15 protein-coding genes are annotated in these 18,643 nt (G+C 62.7%); 13 read left to right on the forward strand and 2 right to left on the reverse strand.

Features of this window, described 5'->3' with window-relative positions; all coding sequences use genetic code 11:
* The first annotated feature begins 84 nt into the window (after positions 1-84).
* From P3C39_RS22745 to P3C39_RS22755, 3 genes are all read left to right on the forward strand, one after another.
* Positions 85-666, forward strand: coding sequence for a VOC family protein (locus tag P3C39_RS22745; protein ID WP_013529260.1), 582 nt, complete (start codon positions 85-87; stop codon positions 664-666).
* Positions 667-688: 22 nt separating this feature from the next.
* On the forward strand, positions 689-1,546 hold the full coding sequence (locus P3C39_RS22750; protein WP_275954328.1) for a glutathione S-transferase family protein: 858 nt from the start codon (positions 689-691) through the stop codon (positions 1,544-1,546).
* Between the two features lie 418 nt (positions 1,547-1,964).
* Positions 1,965-2,294: a hypothetical protein gene (locus tag P3C39_RS22755; protein WP_224620216.1), complete on the forward strand. Its 330-nt coding sequence runs from the start codon at positions 1,965-1,967 to the stop codon at positions 2,292-2,294.
* A 15-nt stretch (positions 2,295-2,309) separates the two neighbouring features.
* Here P3C39_RS22755 and P3C39_RS22760 read toward each other — a convergent pair whose 3' ends face one another.
* Positions 2,310-2,522: a hypothetical protein gene (locus P3C39_RS22760; protein ID WP_013529263.1), complete on the reverse strand. Its 213-nt coding sequence runs from the start codon at positions 2,520-2,522 to the stop codon at positions 2,310-2,312.
* 305 nt (positions 2,523-2,827) lie between these two features.
* On the opposite strand from P3C39_RS22760, the gene P3C39_RS22765 reads away from it, so the two are divergent.
* The 9 genes from P3C39_RS22765 to phoB all read left to right on the forward strand — a co-directional run bounded on the left by P3C39_RS22765 (position 2,828) and on the right by phoB (position 15,990).
* Entirely contained in the window at positions 2,828-3,742 is a 915-nt protein-coding gene (locus tag P3C39_RS22765; protein ID WP_127367512.1) for a DUF2865 domain-containing protein, read from the forward strand.
* A gap of 123 nt (positions 3,743-3,865) precedes the next feature.
* Positions 3,866-4,102 carry a hypothetical protein gene (locus P3C39_RS22770; RefSeq protein ID WP_013529265.1) on the forward strand — a complete coding sequence of 79 codons (237 nt, stop codon included), beginning with the start codon at positions 3,866-3,868 and terminating at the stop codon, positions 4,100-4,102.
* A 629-nt stretch (positions 4,103-4,731) separates the two neighbouring features.
* Entirely contained in the window at positions 4,732-9,297 is a 4,566-nt protein-coding gene (locus tag P3C39_RS22775; protein WP_275954327.1) for a PAS domain-containing protein, read from the forward strand.
* A gap of 512 nt (positions 9,298-9,809) precedes the next feature.
* Entirely contained in the window at positions 9,810-10,838 is a 1,029-nt protein-coding gene (locus tag P3C39_RS22780) for a substrate-binding domain-containing protein (protein WP_027163159.1), read from the forward strand.
* A gap of 96 nt (positions 10,839-10,934) precedes the next feature.
* Positions 10,935-12,401 (forward strand): phosphate ABC transporter permease subunit PstC, encoded by a 1,467-nt coding sequence (pstC, locus tag P3C39_RS22785; RefSeq protein ID WP_013529269.1) that lies wholly within the window; start codon positions 10,935-10,937, stop codon positions 12,399-12,401.
* Positions 12,398-13,714: a phosphate ABC transporter permease PstA gene (pstA, locus tag P3C39_RS22790; protein WP_063173197.1), complete on the forward strand. Its 1,317-nt coding sequence runs from the start codon at positions 12,398-12,400 to the stop codon at positions 13,712-13,714. Before pstC ends, pstA begins: the two co-directional genes overlap by 4 nt.
* Before the next feature lie 17 nt (positions 13,715-13,731).
* A complete protein-coding gene (gene pstB, locus P3C39_RS22795; RefSeq protein WP_013529271.1) occupies positions 13,732-14,550 on the forward strand; it encodes a phosphate ABC transporter ATP-binding protein PstB in 819 nt (272 codons plus the stop codon).
* Positions 14,551-14,576: 26 nt separating this feature from the next.
* The gene (gene phoU / locus P3C39_RS22800; RefSeq protein WP_013529272.1) at positions 14,577-15,284 is read left to right on the forward strand and encodes a phosphate signaling complex protein PhoU; all 708 of its coding nucleotides are present in this window, start codon (positions 14,577-14,579) and stop codon (positions 15,282-15,284) included.
* Positions 15,285-15,300: 16 nt separating this feature from the next.
* A complete protein-coding gene (phoB, locus tag P3C39_RS22805; protein ID WP_010911896.1) occupies positions 15,301-15,990 on the forward strand; it encodes a phosphate regulon transcriptional regulator PhoB in 690 nt (229 codons plus the stop codon).
* A 16-nt stretch (positions 15,991-16,006) separates the two neighbouring features.
* On the opposite strand, the gene P3C39_RS22810 is transcribed toward phoB, so the two are convergent.
* Positions 16,007-17,254: an ROK family protein gene (locus P3C39_RS22810; RefSeq protein WP_275954326.1), complete on the reverse strand. Its 1,248-nt coding sequence runs from the start codon at positions 17,252-17,254 to the stop codon at positions 16,007-16,009.
* A gap of 269 nt (positions 17,255-17,523) precedes the next feature.
* Here P3C39_RS22810 and xylF point away from each other — a divergent pair, with 269 nt between their 5' ends.
* A complete protein-coding gene (gene xylF, locus P3C39_RS22815) occupies positions 17,524-18,564 on the forward strand; it encodes a D-xylose ABC transporter substrate-binding protein (protein WP_013529274.1) in 1,041 nt (346 codons plus the stop codon).
* The last annotated feature ends 79 nt before the right edge of the window (positions 18,565-18,643 follow it).

An 18,643-nucleotide genomic window follows, 5' to 3' on the forward strand; every position in this document is an offset into this window, starting at 1 on the left:
CATGGATCCTGGGGTACGGCTCCAGCGGCGCGCAGAACGCCGCGCTGTCCGTAAGGCCAGTTGATCCATGGGGGAGGAAGGCCAATGCAGAAGCTGCAATCGCAGGGCGTCCATCACATCACGCTGGTCGGCGCCGGGCGCCAGACCTCTATCGATTTCTGGGAAGGCGTGCTCGGCATGCCGTTCATCTTCGAACAGCCCAATCTCGACAAGCCGAGGGAAAGCCACCTCTATTTCGATCCCGGCGACGGCCGGCTAATCACTATCTTCACCGACGAGAGCCGGACGCCGGAGAAGCGGCGCACGCCGACCGATCCGGGCTGTGTTCACCACATCGCCTTTTCGGTGTCGCGCGTCACCTTCCTGCAGGCGGTCTCCCGGCTTGACGAGCGCGGCATCAAGCACAGCGGCGTCAAGGATCGCGGTTTCATGGATTCGATCTATTTCGAGGATCCGCTCGGCTTGCTGATCGAGTTGGCGTCCTACCGCTTCGAACCGCCGGCGGGCTTCACCCATGCGGATGTGCTGATGGAAGCGCACAGGTTGCGGGTCGGGCGCGGCGACTACAACATCGCCGAAGTGCATCTCGCCGATGCGATCCAGACGCTCGTAGAGCGTTCCCGTGCCACCCTGTCGGACGATCGGGCGCCGAAGAACCCATACTGAACAGACCAGAGGGAGGAACAAGATGGCCAAGACAGCGACGAATACTGCCGGGAAATCCGCGGCCAAAGCTGCCGCCAAGCCGGTGGCGAAAGCTGCGGCAACGCCAAAAGCCAAGGCGGCCGCCAAGCCTGCCGTGAAGGCGACGGCAAATGCCGCGCCAAGGGCCAAAGCCAAGCCGGCCAAGAAGCCGGCGCTGAAGCTCAGCATGCTGAAGCCTAGCGTCAACAACATGACCGTGCGGGTGTTTGCGCGCGCGGCGGGTTTCGACCACGCCGAGACCGATGCCTGGGGTCACACCCGTTCGCCGGAGTTCATGGCGCGAAATCCCGCCCATTTGACACCGATGATCGAGGACAAGGGCCTGCCCAGAGGCGTGCTGTGGGAAAGCTGCGCCATCATGCAGTATCTCGCCAACAAGCACGGGCTGGAGAAATTCTATCCGAAGGCACCGGCCAAGCGGGCGATGGTCGACAGTGCGATGTTCTACCTGATCGGCACGCTCTACCCCTATGTGGCGCGCGCCACCTATCCGGCGCTCGGCTTCCCGCACTATGCCGGCGAGGTCGGCCACAGCGACGCCCATCCCGACAAGAAGTCCGAAGCCCAGAAGGCGGCGACGGCGGCGATTGCCGAGCCGCTGGAGGTCTTCCACTCGTTCTTCAGGGACGGCAAGCCGTTCATCGGCGGCAAGCATCCGTCGATCGCCGATATCCGGCTGGCGGCGACGCTCGAATTTCTGGCCGTCATCGACTATGCCTTGCCCACATGGGCGAAGGACTATGTGGCGGCGATCGAGAAGAAGCTCGGCAAGGCCTATAGCGAGCCGGCCGGCGACGTGCGCGGTTATATCGCCCATGTGAAGCCCCAGGCCAAGGCCTGAGCTTAAGGGTTCGTTAACCAAAGCCCTGTCTACTGCAGGCAATTCGCTTTCGGCCCGCGACCACGGATGTACTGGCGCAGAACGTCGCAGCGATAGGAAAGGTCGGCGCAATGCCGGCCTTTTGCTTTTCGCACGCTTTGTTCGACGCAATTCCCAAGGGAAAAGCGTTATGCGCCTTTCCGGGAAAACCGTTTCACACTTAACCGGCATTGCTTTATCGCCAGGCGCGATCGAGCAGCGATCAGACCGCGCAAGCCCAGTCAGGTGTCGCTTTTTCGGCGTCAAGTTTGCCGAGAGATATTGCCATTGCCGACGTTGGCCCTACCATCCATTGAGCGTCCCAGATGGACCGTGGTCAGGCGTGAGATGAGGGCTGGCGATGAAAAGCGTTGCGAGACGGATTGCGGTTGCGGGCGTGATGCTGGCGGGCGCTGTTCATGCGTCAAGTGCAGCTGAACTCAACACGATGGACGATGTTGGGGCCGCGATCCAGGCTTGCTGGACACCGCCGGCGGGAGCGGGAACCGCCAGCGTCACCTTGAGCTTCAGCTTCAAGCGGGACGGCACGCTGATCGGCCCACCGAGGCCGACAGCCATCAAGGTGGAAGGCGATGCCAAGGCGAAGAAGTCCTTTGTCGACGCCGCAACGACCGCCTTGCAGAATTGTCTGCCCCTGACCTTCTCAGCGAAACTGGCGCAAGGCATCGCCGGCAACGTGTTCACGTTGCAATTCGCCTCTCCCAAGTAGGCACCCGCCGCCGGCTCAATGGTGACTGCGCCTTGCCGCGGCATGCCGGGCAAGATCGGGCGTTTCGAAGACGTAGTCGTTCCAGGCCGATTCCGGAACCTGACCGGCCAGATAGCATTCCAGCAACAGGCTTTGTTCGGGATTGAGAGGCCTTGGCGCGCGCTGATCCAGCCCCAGCGAGTGAAACAGGTTTCTTGTCAGGTCCGAGACGGTGAAGTGGATCGACATCTGCGTTCTCCCTTTGGTCCTTCAACGCGGAAGACCGGGCAAAGGTTTCGAACGCCTGGCGATAATGGCGGTCCGTTTCGTTGCAGGTCCGCGGCGAGGGTCGGGCTTGCGCTTTCCTTTGAGGTTCGTCTCAATCTTGAAATAAAAATGTAATATCGAATTTACACGAGATGACATAATACAATAGACAAAAGCTTATTCGAGCTGAAGTTCTTGAGATAATTAGGGTTTACTCATATAGCTGAAGCTTGTGTAAGTTATGGACTGTAATTCCGGGTTCTCCGCAAAAAGGACCGAGTTGTCCGATGATCCGTTTCTGGCCTTCCATGATGCTCGCATTGATTTCGCTGGCGGCGGTTTTGTTCGGGACGCTTTCGTCCTACGCGGACAGCTGCGGCGCGATCAGAAGCCAGTTGCTTTCGGGTGGCCGCAGCAACGGGGCGAACCCGGAGCTTGCTCAACTGCGCCGGCAACTTGCAGCCATCCAGACTATCGAGAGACAGCGCCAGTGCACGGCGAAAAGTTCGCTTGGTGGTCTCTTCAACGCTTGCGCCGATCTCGCCAGGAGCCGCTCGGATGTGCAGCGCCGGATCGCTGCCGCCGGGAATTCAGGCCGCGACACGGCGGGTCTGCAGGCGCGCCTCGTGGCGCTTGGCTGCGCGCCTTCGGCAAAGCAACGGTCTGCGCGCGCCGCGCCCGGCACCCAATCGGCGAGCACCACGTTCGGCGGCAATGCGATGCTGTTTTGCGTGCGTCTGTCGGACGGGTATTTCTTCCCGGCGCCAAAGTCGCAATTCGCCGCCAGCGGTGATCTGAAGGAGACGGCCGATCAATGCCGTTACATCTGCGATGACCCCAGCGTCGACCTCTACACGTTGAGCGATGCCAGCCTCGAAACCGACCAGATGGTCGCGCTCGACACGCGCAAGCCTTATACCGAACTGCCGGCAGCCTTCAGATATCGCGATGATGCGAATTTCAAGGCATGCGACGTCAAGCGATACTACCAGCGGGTCACCGAACTGCGAGCCAGGACTGTGACGCCCGCCAACATGCGCAATGCCATTATTCCGCTGCCGACGGCGAAGCCGGATCTCGGCACGGTTGCGGCCGTCCCTGGAATCGATGCCGAAGCGCCAGGTGCCGCCCAGCACCTTTCGATCGAGGCCGGCAAGCGGTCGGTGCGCGTGGTCGGCCCGGCGTTTTTCCCGGCCGAATGATCGCCGGCTTCCCCAATTGGCGATCACCGGCTGCGGCGTGCCTGCTGCGATGCGGTTGCCTGATCCGGCTGGAACAGAGAGGCGCTCACGGCGTTGTGATCGACATCAGCCGGGAGAAACGCCGTGGCTACGTTCCGGGAAATGCGGGTGCTGGAGATCGTCGAAGATGACTCGCTGACCACCGAACAGAAAATCGCCGAACTGCGCGAGATCGAATCCGAGGCGCGTGGGCTGCAGCGGGCTGCCTCGGAGGGTCCGATGGACGACGATGACGGCTGGCAGGAAGATCTGCGTCAGGTTCGTCTTGCACTCGACAAGCTCGGTGCCAAGGAGCCGAAAAAGGGCGCTGCTTCACTGTGAGGCCGGGTCACCGAAGCTATCCGCGGATCGCGTCTTGATCGCATCCCATCCGAAAACCGGGTCCCGCTTTTGGGGACCCGCTCCGGTCTAATCGCAGACCATGCGAGCTCTCTTGCCAGGCTCGCTGACGTTCCTGCAGGTCAGCGGTTTCGCTGGCGCCGATAGGGAAGCGGACGCAGGCAACCTCGTCTGGTGCCGTCTCGGTGCGGCATGGCTGACCTTGCGCTCGGAAAAACGCCGGTCCGGCTGCGGCGCCACAGGAAAAGCGCCGTTCTCGACCTCGGATTGCCCATAGTCGACATTCGGTGGCGGCCGATCCCAGAATCGCCGGACATCAAGCGGTCTCGGGATGACGACCGTGCCGTCATAACTGCGCGAGCAACCGCCGCCGAAAAGCAGCGCCAGCCCCATGAAAAAAGGCACAATCCGTCCAAGCATCAGCAATACCCCTGCCGTTGCTTATATAGCGGGTTCGACCCCGCCGACAACCGGGCGGAATGAAGCAGACCGCGCCGCGCAATCCTGTCCAACCGACCGTTAAGGTTAGCGGATCCTTAATGCTTCTCGGGCAGATTCCGCCGACGAACCGCGGAGGAGGGTTCGGCCTTGGTTTTCGGGGTGGGGACGGCATGGCGGAAGCGGACGAAACAATCGGCGCGCGCGGCAAGCGCGGGCCTCGCAGATCCACAGTGCATGGCGACGATGCCTCATCGTCCGCCTCTTGCATGGATTCGAACGATGCGCTTCGCCAACTCGTTGAAGCCGGTTCGGACTGGGTCTGGGAAACGGACGCCGAACTGCGCTTCTCCTGGCTTTCGCAAAATTACCAGGCCGCCACCGGCATCGATCCGGCAAACGTGCTTGGCCGGTTCCGCTTCGACTTCCTCAACCAGGTCCTGAACGGCGATCGCAGTGGCGCGGCGCATCTGGAGGATCTGCAGGCGCACCGGCCTTTTCGCGACTTCGTCTATGAGCTCAAGGCTGGCAGCGCCGACTGTCGCTGGGTTTTGACATCAGGCTTTCCAAAGTTCGACGACAAAGGAAGATTTGCCGGCTATCGCGGCATCGGCCGCAACGTCACGGCTCTGGCCGGCGCCTTCAAAAATCTGGGGCAGGAACCATCGGGTGATGACGAGCCCGACCAGCATCTGGCCGACCTCGAGCGGACGATGGACGCCATGCATATGGGCGTCGTGCTTCTCGATGCCAGGCTCGACACGCTGATCGTCAACAAGGCCTATCGCGACCTCTCGAGGATTCCAGACGGCGCTGTTGCCGTCGGCGCTCCGTTCAGCCTGTTGATGGAGCTCAACCGCCGCAGCGGCATCTATGGCGACATCGACGAACAGCAATGGCAGCGCTACCTCGCTACTCGCCTGGACGAGATTCGCGCCGGATCCGTCGCGCCGCGCGAATTTGTCCATGCCAACGGCAGGACGATGATGTTTTCGGTGACGGCGTTGTCCGGGGGCAGGCGGCTGCTGACCTACTATGAGGTCACCGAGATCAAGCAGCGCGATGCGGAGATCAAAAACGCCAATGCCGGGAATGCCGAGACCTTCGCCAGTCTCCGCACAATGGTCGACCAGATGCCGATCGGTGTCCTCGTGCTCGACGCCGATATGCGCGCCGAGATCATCAACCGTGCTTTCTATGATTTCTGGCAGATCGACGCCCGGCGCGCCGAGATCGGCTGCAGCTTCCGCGATCTGATGGACGCCAGCCGCGACATCGATCCGTTTGGTGCCGACGATGCGTCATGGCAGCGGCATGTCGCCGAGCGCGAGGCGGAAATCAGGGCCGGGATCGCCGGATCGCGGCAGTTCCCGCGCAATGACGGCCGCACGCTGATATCGTCGATGGCGCCGCTGGCCGGCGGGAAGCGGCTGATCTCCTATGTCGACGTCACCGACATGAAGGACCGGGAGGCCGAACTTGCCGACGCGCTGGAGAAAGCGCGGCTGGCGGAAGCGGTGATCAACGCCGTCAAGGATCCGATCTTCGTCAAGGACGACCATCTGCGTTTCGTCTTCGTCAACGAGGCGTTCGCCGCTCTGTTTGGCCAGACGCCGCAAGCCATGCTCGGCAAGCCCGGCGGCGATTTCCTCCCAACGAACGCGGTCGCGCTTTTCGAGCAGAGCGAACGTGACGTCCTTGCCACCGGGCGGCCGTACGAAGTGGAAGAGAATTTCGAGGTCGACGGCGCCAGCCGATCGCGCATCGTCAGGAAGAGCCGCGTCGGCATGGCCAGCGGCCGCAACTACGTTGCCGGCTTCCTGTTCGACATTTCCGACATGAAGCGCCGCGAGACGGAGGCGCAGGACGCGCGCAAGCATCTCGCCAACGTGCTGGAATCCTTGCCGGCCGCCGTGATCATCTACGATCGCGACGACAGGTTCGTTTTCGCCAACCGCAAGATCCAGGATACGCTGCCGGCCTTGAAGCCGGCGTGGCAGCCCGGCTGTACATTCCGCGAAGCACTCGTGCTGGGTCATGCGAACGGCTATTTCCGCTGCAGCGGCGATCCGCAAATCGACCAGCTCTACGACAGCGATCATGACCGCTGGCTGGACGCGATCCTCGCCCGCTACCGCTTGCCCAGTTCCTCCTACGAGCGTCACAATCCCGATGGCCGCTGGTATCAGGTCTACGACATGCGGACCGACGACGGCACCTTCATCGGCGTTCGCGTCGACATCTCCGAGATCAAGAGCCGCGAGGCGGCATTGCGCGATTCCATGCGCCAGATCGACCTGTTCCGGCATGTGATGGACGAGTTGCCGGTGGCCGCCTTCATCAAGGCGCAGGACCTGAGCATCGAATTCGTCAACAAGGCCTGGTGCGCGATCACCGGCTTGGCCAAGGAGGATGTCATCGGCCGCACCGACCGGCAGTTGTTCGGCGCGCAGGACGCGGATGGCTACAGCCATGACGACACGCAAGTCGCCGTGACGGGCGTCGTCAAGGAGGTCGAGGAACCCGTCACCCATCGCGACGGCACGGTTCGGCAGTTGATGACCCGCAAGAGCCGCCTGGTGGCGCTGGACGGGTCGGTGCATCTGGTCGGTTCGAGCACTGACATCACCGACGTCAAGGCACGCGAGCGTGCGCTGGAAGAAAGCATGCGCGAGAACGAGGTGTTCCGCAGCCTGATCGACAATGTACCGGTATCGATCTACGCCAAGCGCTCCGATCTCAGGCAGTTCTATGTCAACAAGGGTTGGTGCGATCTGACGGGCTTCAGCAAGGAAGAGGCCATCGGCAAGACCGACATCGAGATTTTCGGGCCGGATGGCGAGGCCTTCGTCAATGGCGACCTCGCCGTGCTGCGCACCGGCGAAACTCAGGAGGTCGAAGAGACGGTGACGCTGGCCGACGGCAGCGTCAGGCATCAATTCGCCCGCAAGGGCGCGATGATCGCCTCCGACGGTTCGCTCTACCTGATCGGCTCGACCACCGACATCACCGAGCTGAAGATGCGGGAGGCCGAACTGCGCGAGGCGCGGCAGCGCGCCGTGCTCGCCGACCGCGCCAAGTCGGAATTCCTCGCCAATATGAGCCATGAGATACGTACGCCGATGAACGGCGTGCTCGGCATGGCCGAACTGCTGGCCAAATCGGACCTCGACCCGAAGCAGAAGACGTTTACCGACATCATCGTGAAGTCGGGCAATGCGCTGCTCACCATCATCAACGACATACTGGACTTCTCCAAGATCGATGCCGGTCAGCTGGTGCTCGATCCGGCGCCCTTCAATCTGGCCGAGGCGATCGAGGACGTGGCGACGCTGGTGTCGACGCGCGCCAAGGAGAAGGACCTCGAGCTGATCGTACGTGTCGAGCCTCGGCTCGAGAGCCTATTCATCGGCGATGTCGGCCGCATCAGGCAGATCGTCACCAACCTGCTCGGCAATGCGGTGAAATTCACCGATGAGGGCCATGTGCTGGTCGACGTCACCGGCGAGAGGGTTCCAACCGGAACGAAGCTCACCATCTCGGTCACCGATACGGGCATCGGTATCCCCGAGGAAAAACTGAAACTGGTGTTCGAGAAATTCAGCCAGGTCGACACTTCATCGACGCGGCGGCACGAGGGGACCGGCCTCGGCCTCGCCATCACCTCGCGGCTCGTCGAGCTGATGGGCGGCGACATCGGGGTCGAAAGCGCCGAAGGCAAGGGTTCGACGTTCTGGTTCTCGGTGACGCTGCCGAGGGCCGGACAGCAGAACGGACAACGCATCATGCCGATCGACGTGACCGGCGCGCGCGTGCTGATCGTCGACGACAATGCCGTCAACAGGGCGATCCTGACCGAGCAGATGACATCATGGACGTTCGATTCCTGCGCGGCCGAAAGCGGCGCCGAAGGCCTCAAGGTGCTGATCGCCGCTGCCGCCTATGGCGTGCCGGTCGATTGCGTCGTGCTCGACTACCAGATGCCTGAAATGAGCGGCGCCGAAATGGCGCGGATCGTGCGCAACACCGCTGGCCTTGCCGGAACGCCGATCATCATGCTGACCTCGGTCGACCAGTCGCTCGCCAACACCAGCTATCGCGATCTCGGCATCGATGCCCAGCTGATCAAGCCGGCGCGCTCTTCGGTGCTGCTGGAAACGCTGGTCGCCACCATCCAGCGGCATCGCCACAACACTGGCGGCAGCGACCCGCAGCCGCTCGCGGCCGACGTCGCTGCGAGCAATGTGACGCGGCCGCAGCCCTCGGCACCGTCCGAACAGCGGGCGCTGCTGCAGCCGCCTTCGATTCGCCCCCGGCCACCGGTGGCGGCTGGTGGCGACAGGCTGGACATACTGGTGGCCGAGGACAATGAGGTGAACCAGATGGTGTTCACCCAGATCCTCGGCGAGACCGGTTATGGTTTCGAGATCGTCGGCAATGGCCGCAAGGCGCTCGACGCCTTCGGGCGGCTCAACCCGTGCATGATCCTGATGGATGTCTCCATGCCGGAGATGAACGGTCTCGAAGCGACCGCCGCCATTCGCCGGCTGGAGGAAGAAACCGGCACGCATGTGCCGATCGTCGGCGTCACCGCGCATGCGCTGAAGGGCGACCGCGAGCGCTGCCTGGAGGCAGGCATGGACGACTATCTGCCCAAGCCGATCAGTCCCCGGGCGCTGCTCGAGAAGGTCGAGCGCTGGGTCGGCGCCAGCCGGCAGGCTCAGCGCAACGCCGGGTAGGGCCGGTCCTGCCTGTCCGAGTGCCGGGAATACGGCGAAGATTCGCGCCCTGCCAGCGGCCAAGACTATGGTGCGATCGCACCATATCAAAGGTTGTATCCAGCCGAGACAATGGCGGCGTTCGATTCCTCCCTTTCCAGTTACGGGCGGGAGCAGCGACCGCCGGCATGAGACAGCGTCAACCTACCCCAACGGACCTGTTTTCGGCGATGGCCCGGCCATGACACCGTCTGGCTGAGAGCAACGCGCTCCCGTCCGGCTTTTTTTCGTAAAGGCCGGCTAACCCCAAATCGCCGGCCAATCTCGGCCCCAAGCGGAGCAAGTCTCTGATTCCGGGGACAAAGCCGGGCTGCGTGTTCAGTGCCGGCCAGGCGGCGTTTTGCTCATCGTGATGACGCGTTACCGGGGTGACATCAAACTGTCATGCGACTGTTATAATCGAAGGCTATTGGCCTCAGCGGGCGCCGACTGACGAGCGCCGAGAGACCATCTTCCGAACAGGAGCAGGCCACATGAAGAAATTCCTCTATACGGCGTCGGCCGCTGCGCTTGCGCTCGCCGCGTCGTCCGGCTTCGCCGCCGCGCGCGACCAGATCCAGGTCGCCGGATCATCGACCGTGTTACCTTATGCCAAGATCGTTGCCGAGCAGTTCGGCGAAACGTTCACCAACTTCAAGACCCCGGTCGTCGAATCCGGCGGCAGCGGCGCCGGCATCAAGGAATTCTGCAAGGGCGTCGGCGAAGACACGATCGACATCGCCAACTCGTCGCGTCCGATCAAGGCGGACGAACTCAAGTCCTGCGCCGCCGCCGGCGTGAAGGAAGTCCAGGAAGTCCGGATCGGCTATGACGGCATCGTCTTCGCCACCGACATCAAGGGCCCGGACTGGGCGCTGGTTCCCGCCGACATCTACAAGGCGCTCGCGGCCAAGCTGGTCGTCGACGGCAAGCTCGTCGACAATCCGAACACCAAGTGGAGCCAGGTCAATCCGAAGCTGCCCGACTGGGACATCGCCGCCTACATTCCGGGCGAAAAGCACGGCACGCGCGAAGTGTTCGAGACCAAGCTTCTCGATGCCGGCTGTGACAAGGCTGCTCTCAAGGCCGCCGGCATTGCCGACGACAAGGAAATCGGCAAAACCTGCATTGCCATCCGCAAGGACGGCAAGGCCGTCGACATCGATGGCGACTATACCGAGACGCTCGCCCGCATCGACTCCAACAAGACCGGCGTCGGCGTGTTCGGCCTCGCCTTCTATGAGAACAATGCCGACAAGCTGAAGGTCGCCACCGTGGAAGGTATCGTGCCTTCGACCGAGACGATTGCCAGCGGCAAGTATCCCGTCTCGCGCCCGCTGTTCTTCTACGTCAAGAAGGCGCATCTGGGCGTCGTTCCCGGCCTCAAGGAATATGTCGAGTTCTTCCTCGACGACCAGATGGTTGGCCCGGAAAGCCCGCTCGCCGAATACGGCCTCGTTGCTGCTCCGGATGCCGAGCGTCAGGCCCAGCGTGACGCTTTCGCCGCCGGAAAGTCGATGTAATCAAGCTGCCGAACCGGGGTGCGGGTCAAATCCGCGCCCCGGTTTCACCGCAGGCCGCAATGGCGGCTGCGTTAGAATTTCCCTTGGGGTGGGTCCATGTCGTCCTTGCTCGTACTGGCCATCGTCGTTGCCGTCGGCCTGGTTGCCTTTTTCATCGGCCGGCAGCGTGCCGCGGCCCAGGACAATGGCAAGGTCAAGCCGCATTCGCGTGCCCACTATCACGGCTGGTGGGCCTTCCTGCTCGCCGTCCTGCCTGCTCTTTTGCTGCTTGCCGTCTGGGCCGTCGGTTCTTCGGTCTATCTTGACCGGCACATCCACGCTGCCTTGCCCGAGCGTACCGTCGACAGCAAGGTTGCCAGCGAGGCACTGGATGTCAGCCTGGTAAAGAGCCTCGCCAGGGGCCTGCGCAAACTCGATGCTGGCACACTGGCCGCAATGCCTGCCAGCTTTGCCGAGTTGCAGCCGCTGCTCGCCGCCAAGGGCGTGGCACTGGCGAGCGACACACAGGATTACATGATCCCGATCGCCGTCGAGGCGAACAAGGTCCAGGACCGGCTCAGCCTGTTCGGTGCCATTGTCATTCTCGCTTCCTCGATCGCCGGCGCCTTCTATGCGCTCAGGCAGATCGAGCCGCGCGCCAGGGCGCGCAACAATGTCGAGCGGCTGATGCTGTGGGGGCTGCTTGCCGCCTCCACCATCGCCATCCTGACCACCGTCGGCATCGTGCTTTCGATGCTGTTCCAGACGATCACCTTCTTCGAGAGCGTCTCGCCGATGAGTTTCTTCTTCGGCACGGTCTGGGATCCGCGTTTTGCCGCTGCCGGTTCGGGCGGCAGCCAGGGCCAGTTCGGCCTGATCCCGCTTCTTGCCGGCACGCTCTATATCGCCGCCGTCGCGCTGCTGGTTGCGGTGCCGGTCGGGCTGATGTCGGCTGTCTACATGGCCGAATACGCAACGCCCAGGGTGCGCTCGGTGGTCAAGCCGGCGCTTGAACTGCTGGCCGGCATACCGACCATCGTCTACGGCATCTTCGCCGTCGTCACGCTTGGGCCGTTCCTGCGCGACCTGTCCGCGGCGCTGACCGGCGGCTCGCCGTTCATCCAGGGCCAGAGCATCTTCACCGCCGGCCTGGTCATGGGCGTCATGCTGATCCCGGTCGTCTCCTCTCTCTCAGACGACATCATAACCGCGGTGCCGCGCGCCATGCGCGACGGGTCGCTCGGCCTCGGCGCGACCCGCTCCGAGACGATCAAGCGGGTGATCCTGCCGGCGGCACTGCCCGGCATCGTCGGCGCCATCCTGCTGACTGCCTCGCGCGCCATCGGCGAAACGATGATTGTCGTGCTGGCGGCGGGCGTCGCCGCCAACCTCACCATCAACCCGTTCGAGGCGATGACGACCATCACCGTCAAGATCGTCAACCAGCTCACCGGCGACCTCGAGTTCAATTCGCCGCAGACGCTGGTCGCCTTCGCGCTCGGGCTGACGCTGTTCACGCTGACGCTGGTGATGAACATCGTCGCGCTCTACATCGTGCGCAAATATCGGGAGCAGTACGAATGACCGACATTCCCATGGATACGATGGTCAGGCCGGCGGCCCATCCGCGCCGCGACATCGGCCTGAAGGCCCGTTACGCCGCCGAACGCCGTTTCCGCATCTATGGCGTCGTGGCGATTTCCGTAGGCCTGGCGTTCCTGGCAATCATGCTGATCACCATCGTCTCGAAAGGCTACACCGCCTTCTGGCAGACGACGGTATCGCTGCCGATCACGTTCGACGAGAAGGTGATCGATCCTTCCGGCAAGCGCGCAACCGATCCGAGCGTTCTGATCAAGGCGAATTATCCCAAGCTCGCAGAAAACGCGCTGGTGGCCAAGCTCGGCATTTCTCCTGATGACAAGCCGATGATCCAGAAGCTCAAGGGCTTCCTTTCGGAAGGCGCCCGCGTCCAGTTGCGCGACATCGTTGCCGCCGATCCCTCGGTGATCGGCACGACACGCGACGTCAACATCCTCGCCGCCGCCAATCTCGACTCGGCTTTCAAGGGCCAGATCGACCTCAGTGTCGAGGAAGCGCGACGCAAGGTCTCGGACCAGCAGATCGCCTGGATGAACAAGCTCAAGGCCGAGGGCGCGATGGCCGAGCACTTCAACAGCGGCCTGTTCACCTACGGCGCCTCCAGCCGCCCGGAAACCTCGGGCATGGGCGTGGCGATCATCGGCTCGTTTTATATGATGGTGATCGTGCTGCTGCTCGCGCTGCCGATCGGCGTCGCCGCCTCCATCTATCTGGAGGAATTCGCCAAGAAGAACCGTTTCACCGACCTTATCGAGGTCAACATCAACAATCTGGCCGCAGTGCCGTCAATCGTCTTCGGCTTGCTCGGCCTCGCGGTGTTTATCAATTTCCTGGGCATGCCGCGCTCCGCCGCTTTCGTCGGTGGCCTGGTGCTGACGCTGATGACGCTGCCGACGATCATCATCGCGACGCGCGCCGCGCTTGCCGCGGTGCCGCCGTCGATCCGCTCGGCAGCTCTCGGCCTTGGCGCCTCCAAGATGCAGATGGTGTTCCAGCACATCCTGCCGCTTGCCGCACCCGGCATCCTCACCGGCACTATCATCGGTCTTGCGCGCGCGCTCGGCGAAACCGCGCCTCTGCTGTTGATCGGCATGGTCGCCTTCGTCGCCGATCCACCGACGACGCCTTTCGATCCGGCCACCGCGCTGCCGGTGCAGATCTATATGTGGGCGAACGAGGCCGAACGCGCCTTCGTCGAGCGTATGTCCGGCGCCATCATCATCCTGCTCGTCTTCCTCATGGCCATGAACATCACCGCGATCGTGCTTCGGCGTCGGTTCGAGCGGCGCTGGTAGAAAAAAGGCATTTTGGTATGAACATCATGACCGAACAGTCCCTTGAAAACGCAGTGGGCGACAAGATGAAGTCGAACGAAGTGATCAAAATGCGCGGCGACAAGGTCGGCGTGTTCTACGGCGAGAAGCAGGCGCTGTTCGACGTCGATCTCGACGTCCGCCTGAACCAGGTGACGGCGCTGATCGGCCCCTCCGGCTGCGGCAAGTCCACCTTCCTGCGCTGCCTCAATCGCATGAACGACACCATCGATTCAGCACGGGTAACCGGCAAGATCACGCTCGACGAAGAGGACATCTACGACAAGAACATCGATGTCGTCGAACTCAGGGCGCGCGTCGGCATGGTGTTCCAGAAACCCAATCCGTTCCCCAAGTCGATCTACGAGAACGTCGCCTATGGGCCGCGCATCCACGGATTGGCCAAGCGCAAGGCCGACATGGATCAGATCGTCGAGTCCAGCCTGAAGAAGGCGGCGATCTGGAACGAGGTCAAGGACCGTTTGCAGGAACCTGGCACGGGTCTTTCCGGTGGCCAGCAGCAGCGCCTGTGCATTGCACGCGCCATCGCCGTGTCACCCGAGGTGATCCTGATGGACGAACCGTGTTCGGCGCTCGACCCGATCGCCACCGCTCGCGTCGAGGAACTTATCGACGAACTGCGTCAGAACTATACGATCGTCATCGTCACCCATTCGATGCAGCAGGCAGCGCGCGTGTCGCAGCGCACCGCGATGTTCCATCTTGGCTATCTGGTCGAGGAGGGCGCCACCGACAAGATGTTCACCACCCCCGACGACAAACGCACCCAGGACTACATCACCGGCCGGTTCGGCTGATCTCTGGCATATGAGGGACGAAGATCATGGGTGAACATACCGTCGCATCTTTCGATGAGGATCTGGAGCAGATCAGCCAGCTGATCCGCGACATGGGCGATCTCGCCCGCTCGATGGTCGGTGGCTCGACCAGGGCTTTGCTCAATTCGGACAATGCGCTGGCGCAGCGGGTGGTTTCCGACGACGCCATCATGGATGCACGCCAGCGCGAGCTGGACGATCGTGCTATCACGCTGATCGCCAAGCGCCAGCCAATGGCCAACGATCTGCGTGCGGTAGTCGGTTCGATCCGCATGGCCGGCGACCTCGAGCGCATCGGTGACCTTGCCAAGAACATCGCCAAGCGCGTCGGCACTGTCGGGCTGAGCGTCACGCCGCACGACCTTTCGCATTCGATCGACGCGATGGCGCAGCTGGTGCTGATCCAGGTGCAGGGGGTCGTCGACGAGTATGCCGCCGCTGACGCGGCAGCGCTTGCCACGCTCAGAAACAATGATGAACGCATCGACGTCAAATACACATCGGTGTTCCGCGAACTTCTGACCTACATGATGGAAGATCCGCGCAACATCACGGCGTGCACGCACCTGTTGTTTTGCGCCAAGAACCTCGAGCGGATCGGCGACCACGTGACCAACATCGCCGAAAATGCCTATTATGTTTTGACCGGCACGCAGTTGCCAGCCAACCGTCCGAAGCAGGACGAGACGGCAATGTCCGCGCCAGCGGCATGACAGGGGTGACCAGCCGATGATCGCGCCACGCATCATGGTGGTGGAGGATGAGGAGCCGCTAGGCGTGCTGCTCCGCTACAATCTCGAATCCGAAGGTTACCAGGTCGAGGTGGTGACGCGCGGCGACGAGGCCGAAATCCGGCTGCAGGAGAACGTTCCAGACCTTCTGGTGCTCGACTGGATGGTGCCTGCGGTTTCCGGTATCGAACTCTGCCGCCGGCTAAGGATGCGTCCCGAGACCGAGCGGCTGCCGATCATCATGCTGACCGCGCGAGGCGAGGAAAGCGACCGCGTGCGCGGCCTCTCGACCGGTGCCGACGACTATCTGGTCAAGCCTTTCTCGACGCCGGAGTTCATGGCCAGGGTCAAGGCGCTGCTGCGCCGGGCCAAGCCGGAAGTGCTGTCCAGCGTGCTGAAGGTCGGCGATATCGTGCTCGATCGCGAATCGCACCGTGTCTATCGCAAGAAGAGCGAGATCCGGCTCGGGCCGACGGAATTCCGCCTGCTTGAATTCATGATGCGCCATCCAGGCCGCGTGTTCTCGCGCAGCCAACTGCTCGACAATGTCTGGGGCGAGACGATCTACATCGACGAACGCACGGTCGATGTGCATGTCGGCCGGCTGCGCAAGGCGGTCAACAACGGCCGTATGCCCGATGTCATCCGCACCATCCGTGGGGCGGGTTACGCCATTCGCGAGGACTGAACTCCCTCGTTTGAACTCACGCCACGTTCTTGCCGCCGAGACCGGATCTCGCCTGCACGCCCGGCGCAAAAATCTCCTGATCGACGAAGATCAGCGCCCGCATGGCGCAGCCTTCGCGGATCAGCGGCAGTTCGTTCGGCTCGGTGTCGAAGGAAATCGACTTGGAATGCTGGCCGCCGGCGGTCTGGGCAATCGCTTGCCGCAATGCCGGCTCGATCAGGTCGAAGGCGGCGGCGCTGACGCCGACCATGGCGACCGGCGCCGGATCGATCAGCGCAAACAGGCTGCCGAGGCCGTAGCCGAGCGCTTCGCCGGCCTTGCGATAGGCTTCCCGTTCGGGCCCGTCCCTCTCGCGGGCGGCGGCAGCCAGGGCGCGCATGTCGACGTCGCTGACATCGGCGACGGGTTCTGCATCCTCGCCCATCTGCCGCGCGTTGCGCCAGATGGCATAATTGCCGGCATAGGCTTCGACGCAGCCGCGCCGTCCGCAGCGACACAGCGCCCCGTTCGGCCGATGAATCATGTGGCCGAATTCGCCGCCCGAGGAATGGGTGCCGGTGAACAATTCGCCCTTCAGCACCAGCCCCATGCCGATGCCGTGCGACAAAAGGATAGCGATGAAATCGTCGCGGTAACGATCGGGATCGCGCCAGCGCAGCGCCACCGCCATCATGTTGCAGTCGTTCTCCATAATGGCGGGGACGCCGAACTCCTCTTCGAATATGTCGGCGAAGGCGATGTCGGTGTGCGGCGTGATCGGCGACCACAGCATGGCGCGGGCACGGGTGTCCGTGATGCCCTGGACGGCCAGCGCGATACGAGCGATGCTGCGCACGTCCAGGTCGGGATCTTCCAGGCGGCGCCGCACGATTGCCGTGCACTCACCGATCAGCGAGTCGCGCGACATCGTCAGCGTGTCGAGCCGGCGCTGTTCCTCGGATATTACCTGGCCGGCATAGTCGATGACGGCGACCGAGAGGAAGTTCAGCGACAGCACCACGGTCATTACCGCGGCCGCTTCCGGATTGAGGCTGAGGCCGACCTGCGGACGGCCGCGTTTGAGCGAGCCGGCCTCGCTCGGCTTGCTTTCGGTCAGGATGCCTTCGACGATCAGGTCGGATGAGATCGCCGAGATCGTCGAATGGCTGAGGCTTGTGGTTGCGGCGATCTCGGTGCGCGACGGCTGTCCGGCGCGGCGCACCGCGGCGATCACCATCGCGCGGTTGCGGCGGCGCAAATCGTCGTGGCGGATTCCGACCGACATGCTCTTTCATATCCTCCCGGTCGCCGCGGTTCTTCCTGCCCTGGAACGCTGTCGGTGACGCGGTCAAATACTGGCAGAAGCCGCGCGCCGTGTCATTTATTTATTCCGAGGCCCGAAAAAAATTCGAAACGACATCAAAATCCATCAGAATCGATGTTGACAGCGTTCGGGCGTTGGCCCAGTATTTTTTCGAGGCTCGAAAAAATAGGGCCTTTGTGCCGGCCTTCGGGCCAGTTTGGTCGCGCCATACGCGGCGCAGGGAGGATAATATGAAAAGATTCACAGCCGCCATCCTGGCGGGTGCCGCCATGTCGCTGACGCTCGCGTCTGTCGCGCAGGCGAAGGACAAAGTCGTCGGCGTTTCGTGGTCCAACTTCCAGGAGGAACGCTGGAAGACCGACGAGGCCGCCATGAAGACGGCGATCGAGGCCGCCGGCGACAAGTACATCTCCGCCGATGCGCAGTCCAATCCCGGCAAGCAGCTTACGGACGTCGAAAGCCTGATCTCGCAGGGCGCCAATTCCCTGATCATCCTGGCGCAGGATGCTTCGGCCATCGGCCCGGCCGTGCAGAAAGCCCTGGACGAAGGCATTCCGGTCGTCGGCTATGACCGGTTGATCGAGAACAAGGATGTTTTCTATCTGACCTTCGACAACAAGGAAGTCGGCCGCATGCAGGCCCGCGAAGTGTTCAAGGTCAAGCCGGAAGGCAACTACGTCTTCATCAAGGGCTCCGGTGCCGATCCCAATGCCGACTTCCTGTTCTCGGGCTCGATGGAAGTGCTCAAGGAAGCCATCGACAGCGGCAAGATCAAGAATGTCGGCGAAGCCTACACGGATGGCTGGCTGCCCGCCAACGCCCAGAAGAACATGGAACAGTTCCTGACCGCCAACGACAACAAGGTCGACGCGGTGGTCGCGGCCAATGACGGCACTGCCGGTGGCGTCGTCGCGGCGCTGACGGCTCAAGGCTTGGCCGGCACCGTGCCGGTCTCGGGGCAGGACGGCGACCACGCCGCGCTGAACCGCATCGCCCTGGGCACGCAAACCGTGTCGGTGTGGAAGGACGCGCGCGAGCTCGGCAAGAATGCCGCCGAGATCGCCTCGCAACTGGCCGACGGCAAGAAGACGAGCGACATCGCCGGCGCCAAGGACTTCACGACGCCGGGCGGCAACACCGTCAAGTCGCTGTTCCTGACTCCGGTTGCCATCACCAAGGACAATCTCAACGTCGTCATCGACGCTGGCTGGATCAAGAAGGACGAAGTCTGCGCGGGTGTCGCTGCCGGCACCGTCGCGGCCTGTAACTGATCCGGACCACTTCGAAATATCTGAACGCCGCGGCCCAAAAGCCGCGGCGTTTTCTCAAAGAATTGTGTTTCCGCATCAT

The sequence above is a fragment of the Mesorhizobium sp. XAP4 genome (assembly GCF_029269325.1).
GTDB lineage: Bacteria > Pseudomonadota > Alphaproteobacteria > Rhizobiales > Rhizobiaceae > Mesorhizobium > Mesorhizobium ciceri.